Origin of the sequence: Intestinibacter sp. (assembly GCF_022780145.1) — a bacterium.
Taxonomy (GTDB): domain Bacteria; phylum Bacillota; class Clostridia; order Peptostreptococcales; family Peptostreptococcaceae; genus Intestinibacter.
On the sequence record NZ_JALEXO010000073.1, the window covers coordinates 1 to 7,684 of the forward strand.

Here is a 7,684-nt window from a genome sequence, read left to right on the forward strand (position 1 = left end):
CATTTTCAATAAATTATTATACTTATATAATAATCATTGTATTGAAAAAAGTCAAGTTTTCTAATGATATAATTATGTTAAAAATATATAATAAATTTAAATCTAAATTTTCTATAAATTTTTTCAAAAATAACCAAAAAGTGGAGATTTATCGAAAAATATTGTATTATAATAGTATACAAAAAATTATTTTATTATATAAATTTATAATTCGGAGATAGAGTATTATGAAGACAAAAAAAATAACTTTTTTAGGGTTAATGGTTGGATATAGCCTAATACTATATATATTAGAGACGTATATCCCAAATCCGTTAATTGTATTTTTCCCAGGAGCAAAATTAGGTTTAACTAACATAATAACTTTAATTTCATTATTAATTTTGGGATTAAAAGAAACGTTTATAATTGTAACAGTTAGGGTTATTTTATCATCTATTTTTACTGGTCCTATGTCTTATTTACTGTTTAGTATAGGGGGTGCATATTTAAGTTTAATTTTAATGTATTTAGCTACAAAAATTAAAGGATTCTCTACAATAGGAGTCAGTATTATAGGAGCTATAGGTCATAATATTGGTCAATTATTAGTTGCAAGTGTTATAGTAGAAAACTTATTGGTTGTAACTTATTTACCTTTTATGTTGGTTACATCATTGGTTACGGGGTTTTTTGTAGGTTTAGTATCAAAGTTTTGTTATCCTAAGATGGTAAAAATGGGAGGATCTCTTATTGATATTAATCGATAAAGATAATTTTAATTTTAAGTGTTAGTGGTGATAATATGGAAAATAATGAATTAGAAATGATCAAAAAAGAAATTGAAGAAGTAAGGGAACAAATAAATACGTATATACAATATCCAGACATATTTGAAGAGGAATTAACAGAAGCTAGTAAGCAAATAGATATTTTGATAAATAAGTATATATATTTGAGTAAATAACCCACAAAATGTGGGTTATTTGCTTTATTGCTATAATACAATTACTATAATAGGATTGGGGGAGATTTTATCAACGAAAAAGAAATTATCATAAGATTATTAATATGCCTAGTTATAGGTGGTCTTACAGGATTAGAAAGAGAAAAATCACATCAATTTGCAGGTTTTAGGACTCATATACTTGTAGCCTTGGGGGCTTGTGTGACATCGATTACTGCTTTACAATTATTTACTACTTACAGCACTTATAGTACTATGGACCCTGCTAGACTTCCAGCACAAGTTCTTTCTGGAATAGGTTTTTTAGGAGCAGGAGCAATTTTAAAGAATTCTAGTGGGATACGAGGTCTTACAACTGCTGCTGGAATTTGGGCTACTGCTTGTATAGGTATAGCAATAGGATATGGAGAGTATGTTTTAGGGATTACTGCATGGGTATTAGAAATGATTACATTGTTGTCATTGAAAAGAATTGATAAGCTACTTTTTAAAAATCGTAGTTGCAAATTGTATTTGACTATATCAAATCTAGATGCTGTTAAAGAGACATTTGCTATATTAAAGGAATGTAAAATTGCTATAAGAAATTTTGATATTAATAGCAAGGGAACTCAAATTTGGACAGCAAAATACAGTATTAGCTATGATAGAAGGATTATCATCGAAGAATTGGAGAGGCGTATAAGAGATGTCAATGGAGTTTTGGATTTTTATTTTTATGATTAATTTAATAAATACAAGTGTTTAAAATTTAATTTTGGGGAAACATATATTAGTATAATTAAATTATAAATGTGAAAAATTAGAAAGGAGACTTAAAATGGAAAGACAAAATATTGAAAGCCAATATAAATGGACTATTGACGAAATGTATCCAAAAGAGTCAGATTTGAATAAAGATATCGATAAGGTAAAGGCTTTGATAGAAAAAGTCGGTAACTATAAAGGTAAGCTATCAGAATCTAAGGAAAATTTATACAATGCATTACATACTTCAGAGGAAGCAGGTAGAGTACTTGAAAAGCTATATGTATATACTCATATGAAAAGCCACGAAGATACAAGGGTAAATTCAAATCAAGGCAAAGCTACAAAAATAGATATGCTATCTACTGAATTATCTATGGCGACTTCATACATGGTGCCAGAAATAATAAACATAGATGAAGCTAAGTTAAATGAGTTTTTAAATGATGAAAAATTATCTTTTTACAAAAAATATATAGACGAAATATTAAGAGAAAAACCACATACTTTAAGTGAAAAGGAAGAAGAAATATTAGCCGCAGCATCTGATTTGACTGCTGTACCAGAAAACGTATATGACATGATATCATATGCGGATATGCAATTTCCTGAGATAGAAGATGAAGAAGGAAATAAAGTAAAATTAACACATGCCAACTTTACATTATTTTTAAAGAGCAAGGATAGAAGAGTTAGAAAAGATGCCTTTGAAGGATTATATTCTGTTTATAAACAATACAGAAATACCTTCGCATCAACTCTTTACGGTGGTGTAAAATCAGAAATTTTCTATGCAAAAATGAGAAAATACGAAAGTGCACTACAAGGCTCTCTATTTGCAGATAATATAAGCGTAGATGTATATGAAAACTTAATTAAATCAGTAAGCGAAAATATACCAGCACTAGATAAATATATAGACCTTAAAAAGAAATTACTAGGCTTAGACGAAATTCATATGTACGATTTATACGTTCCTCTAACAGAAAATTTTGATATGAAAATACCATACGAAGACGCTAAAAAAATCGTACTAGAAGCATTAAAGCCAATGGGTGAAGAATACTTATCTCATATACAAGAGGCATTTGACAATGGATGGATAGATGTATATGAAAACGACGGAAAACAAGGTGGAGCATACTCTTGGGGATGCTATGATTCTAAATCATACGTGCTTATGAACTACCACGACGACTTAAATTCTCTATTTACATTAATACACGAATTAGGTCACTCTATGCACAGCTATTACTCTAAAAACGCACAGCCTTACTTATATTCTGGATATAAAATATTCGTAGCAGAGGTTGCATCTACATTAAATGAGCTTCTTTTGATAAATTACTTACTTGAAAAAGCAGAATCAAAAGAAGAAAAAATTTACTTGCTAAATTATTATTTGGAACAATTTAGAACTACAGTATACAGACAAACTATGTTTGCTGAGTTTGAAAAAATAGTTCACGAAACAGTAGAATCTGGAGAACCATTGACAGCAGAAGGATTTACAGATATATACTATAAATTAAATCAAAAATACTACGGTAAATCTTGTGTTGTAGATGAAGAAATAGGACTTGAATGGGCTAGAATTCCACATTTTTACACTAATTTCTACGTATATAAATACGCAACAGGATTTTCTGCTGCAAGTGCTTTGAGTAAGCAAATACTTGAAGAAGGAGAACCAGCAGTCGCTAGATACAAGGAATTCCTAAAGAGTGGAGGCTCTGACTATCCATTAAATCAATTAAAAGCAGCAGGAGTAGATATGCACAAAAAAGAATCAGTAGATGAAGCTTTAAGTGTATTTGCAGAATTAGTTGATCAATTAGAAAAAGAATTATAATCGAATATTGGTGTTTTTTAATAAAAAGTCGCATGTATTAGTTTAATTTTATTCTATACATGCGACTTTTCTGTCAAAAATACATAATTATAGGCTATAATTATATTAATAGATTGTTATTACAATTTAAAAATTTACTTGGCAAGGATTAAAAATCTATTTTTTAAAATTTTAATCTAAAAGCAAAGGAGTCGGGATATTATGACAAATGAAGATATAGGTTTAAGTATAAAGACCTTAAAAGATTATACTTCAGGTATGATTGTAAGATGTAAGGAAGCTGTAGCATTGTCTGTTGATAGTATGGTTTCTAAAAATTTAGAACAAGCGCAAAAGGTTATAGAAAGCGACGATGATATAGATTTACTTAGAGAGTACATAAGAGATAGAAGTGTAGAATTAATGGCATCAAAGCATCCTATGACGAAGGATTTAAGATATATATATGTTTTATCTGATATTTCAACTGAATTGGAGAGAATAGGGGATTACGCAGTCAATATATGCAAGGAAACTATCGCCATAGGAAATGATGAATATATAAAGGAATTAATTGATATACCAAAAATGTCTGAAATGTGTACACAAATGCTTGAAGATTTAAAAGTAGCTTTTTTAGAAGAAGACGATAAAATGGCGTATGAAATTGCGATAAAGGACAAAGAGCTAGACGAATTATATTATACAATTCGAAAGGATTCTTTGAGGGTAATGCACAAGGATCCAGAAAATAATATCAACCAAGGTGTCAGACTTTTATTTGTAGGAAGATATTTAGAGAGAATAGGAGATCATATAACAAATATCTGTGAAAAAATAATTTATGCAAAAAAAGGAACTATGGTAGAAATTGGATAAATATTATTCGATATGTGTATATTAAAATTTTTAACAATTAAATAAAAAATATGGATTGACAAAAATAAAGTATATTATATATAATTAAAGAATAATTAATTCATATATAAAATAAAGACTGAGAAGAAGAGGAGTATGTAAATACTGCTAACAGAGAGGAAAATCACATGCTGGAAGATTTTTTTAGATAGGATTTACAGAAGGTAGCTTTGGAGTCGCTAAGCTGAAATAGCAGTAGGCTTAGACGGTTAAGATCGTTAAATTTATTAAGAGCTAAGATGTATTTTGTGTATATCTTAGAATTAAGGTGGTAACGCGAGCTTTTCGTCCTTATATGGATGGAAAGCTCTTTTTTATTTTATAATATATTCAAAAAATTCAAATAAAGATTTAATTTTAAATTCAAATAAGATAATTAAGAAATTACAAATCAAAGTAAAAAAATTTAGGAGGTAAAAATGACAAAAGCAAATTTATCAAAAACTTATAATCCAAAAGACTTTGAACAAAGACTATATCAAGAATGGATGGATAAGGGTTATTTCAAATCTAGTCCAAATCCAGACAAAAAACCATTCTGTATAGTATTACCTCCACCTAATATAACAGGACAACTTCACATGGGTCATGCACTTGACCATACTCTACAAGATGTTCTTATTAGATGGAAACGTATGGATGGATATGAAACATTATGGCAACCAGGAACAGACCATGCTTCTATAGCAACTGAAGTTAAGGTTGTTGAAAAAATCAAAAAAGAAGAAGGTAAGACAAAATACGAAATAGGAAGAGAAGAATTCCTAAAAAGAGCTATGGACTGGAAGGAAGAGTACGGTGGCGTTATAGTTGAACAAATGAAAAAATTAGGTTCTTCTTGTGACTGGAGTAGAGAGAGATTTACAATGGACGAAGGTTGTAATGAAGCTGTAACAGAATTTTTCGTAAAATTATACGAACAAGGTCATATCTACAGAGGAAACAGAATAATAAACTGGTGTCCAGATTGTAAAACTACTTTATCAGATGCAGAAGTAGAACATGAAGAACAAGATGGTAATTTCTATCATGTTAAATACTATCTAAAAGATAGCGACCAATACTTAGAAGTAGCAACTACTAGACCTGAAACAATGCTAGGTGATAGTGGTATAGCTGTTAATCCAGATGACGAAAGATACAAAGATATAGTAGGTAAGGTTGCAATACTTCCATTAGTAGGAAGAGAACTTCCAATAGTTGCAGATGATTACGTTGATAAAGAATTTGGAACTGGTATAGTTAAGATGACTCCAGCTCATGACCCTAATGATTTCGGTGTTGGACAAAGACATAACTTAGAACAAATAAACGTAATGAATGAAGACGGTACTATGAACGATCTTTGCGGAAAATACGCAGGTATGGATAGATACGAATGTAGAAAAGAGCTTGTTAAGGACCTAGAAGAACAAGGTTACTTAATAAAAATAGTTCCTCACAAACATGCTGTTGGTACTTGCTACAGATGTCATACAGTAGTAGAACCAAGATTATCTGAACAATGGTTCGTTAAAATGGATGAATTAGCAAAACCTGCTATAGATATATTAAAAAATGGAGACTTAAAATTCGTACCAGAAAGATATGGAACAGGAACTTATCTACAATGGCTAGAAAACATAAGAGACTGGTGTATATCTAGACAATTATGGTGGGGTCACCAAATACCTGCTTACTATTGTCAAGAATGTGGCGAAATAGTTGTTGCAACTAAAGCTCCAGATAAATGTCCAAAATGTGGATGCACTAATTTAAAACAAGATGAAGATGTACTAGACACTTGGTTCTCTTCAGCTTTATGGCCATTCTCAACATTAGGTTGGCCACACAATACAGAAGAATTAAAATACTATTATCCAACAGATGTATTAGTTACTGGATACGATATAATCTTCTTCTGGGTTGTAAGAATGACATTCTCAGCAATGTTCTGTATGGATGAAACTCCATTTAAACATGTTTTAATACATGGATTAGTTAGAGACTCTCAAGGTAGAAAAATGAGTAAATCTCTAGGAAATGGTATAAATCCACTAGATGTAATAGATGAATACGGTGCTGATGCTCTAAGATTCATGTTAATCACAGGAAACTCTCCAGGAAACGACATGAGATTCTACTTCGAAAGAGTTGAAGCAGCTAGAAACTTTGCAAATAAATTATGGAATGCATCAAGATTTATATTCATGAATATAGATGATGAATTAATAAAAGGTGTAACTAGAGAATCTGTAGAAGCTAACTTCACATTAGCAGATAAATGGATAATATCTAGAGCTAATAAAGTAGTTAAAGAAGTTACAGATAATATGGATAACTTCGACTTAGGTGTAGCTGCTACTAAGGTTCATGACTTCGCTTGGTCAGAATTCTGTGACTGGTATATAGAAATAGTTAAACCAAGATTATACAGTGATGATGTAGAAGCTAAGAAAACTGTTCTATATGTATTAACTTACGTACTAGAAAAAATCTTAAAATTACTACACCCATATATGCCATTCATAACAGAAGAAATATACACTTATCTACCAACAGTAGAAGGAAGTATAATGGTATCTGAATGGCCACACTACAAAGAAGAAGACAACATGGCTGATGCAGAAGCTAAAATGGAACTTACTATGGAAGGTATAAGAAACATAAGAAACGCAAGAGCAGAAATGGATGTTCCACCATCAAAGAAAGCTAAAGTTATAATAATACCAACTGAAGAAAAATTACCTGCTATAGAAGCTGGTAAAGATTACTTCGTAACTCTAGCATCTGCTTCAGAAGTTCAAATCCAAATGAACGAAGACAATATACCAGAAGATGCAGTAAGTGTTGTTATAGATGGAGTTAAGATATTTATACCACTTGACGAATTAGTAGATTTCAACAAAGAGTTAGATAGATTAAATAAAGAAAAAGCTAAAATAGAAAGCGAAATCAAGAGAGTTAACGGAAAATTATCTAACCAAGGATTCGTATCTAAAGCTCCAGAAAAATTAGTTAACGAAGAAAAAGCTAAAAAAGAAAAATACGAAGAAATGCTTAAATCTGTATTAGAAAGATTAGAAAATATAGAAGCTAAGATAAAATAGTTGAGTTAGTTTAATACTATATTTAAATAACTGGCCTAACGGGCTAAAATTATTTCTTGGTCGAAGAGGATGTGAGATATATTTGTATATTGAGCATCCTCTTTTTATAATGCATAGGAAATTATATTCCTTTGAAATTATGGATAAATATAA

At 30.2% G+C, this 7,684-nt stretch carries 6 protein-coding genes and 1 other annotated feature; all 6 genes read left to right on the top strand.

All coding sequences use genetic code 11. From position 1 onward, the window contains the following. The first annotated feature begins 227 nt into the window (after positions 1–227). The 6 genes from MR593_RS02675 to MR593_RS02700 all read left to right on the top strand — a co-directional run bounded on the left by MR593_RS02675 (position 228) and on the right by MR593_RS02700 (position 7,531). Complete coding sequence (locus tag MR593_RS02675; protein ID WP_290686713.1) at positions 228–749, top strand: Gx transporter family protein; 522 nt, start codon at positions 228–230, stop codon at positions 747–749. 35 nt (positions 750–784) lie between these two features. Then, positions 785–946 (top strand): aspartyl-phosphate phosphatase Spo0E family protein, encoded by a 162-nt coding sequence (locus MR593_RS02680; protein WP_216572026.1) that lies wholly within the window; start codon positions 785–787, stop codon positions 944–946. Positions 947–1,048: 102 nt separating this feature from the next. Further along, on the top strand, positions 1,049–1,672 hold the full coding sequence (locus MR593_RS02685; protein ID WP_290686720.1) for an MgtC/SapB family protein: 624 nt from the start codon (positions 1,049–1,051) through the stop codon (positions 1,670–1,672). Between the two features lie 94 nt (positions 1,673–1,766). Continuing rightward, positions 1,767–3,545: an oligoendopeptidase F gene (gene pepF / locus MR593_RS02690; RefSeq protein WP_290686716.1), complete on the top strand. Its 1,779-nt coding sequence runs from the start codon at positions 1,767–1,769 to the stop codon at positions 3,543–3,545. A gap of 201 nt (positions 3,546–3,746) precedes the next feature. Further along, a complete protein-coding gene (gene phoU, locus MR593_RS02695) occupies positions 3,747–4,403 on the top strand; it encodes a phosphate signaling complex protein PhoU (protein WP_290686718.1) in 657 nt (218 codons plus the stop codon). Between the two features lie 111 nt (positions 4,404–4,514). Further along, positions 4,515–4,738 (top strand) — a binding site (T-box leader). Positions 4,739–4,861: 123 nt separating this feature from the next. Beyond that, positions 4,862–7,531, top strand: a complete 2,670-nt coding sequence (locus tag MR593_RS02700) for a valine--tRNA ligase (RefSeq protein WP_290686719.1) — start codon at positions 4,862–4,864, stop codon at positions 7,529–7,531. Positions 7,532–7,684: the final 153 nt, after the last annotated feature.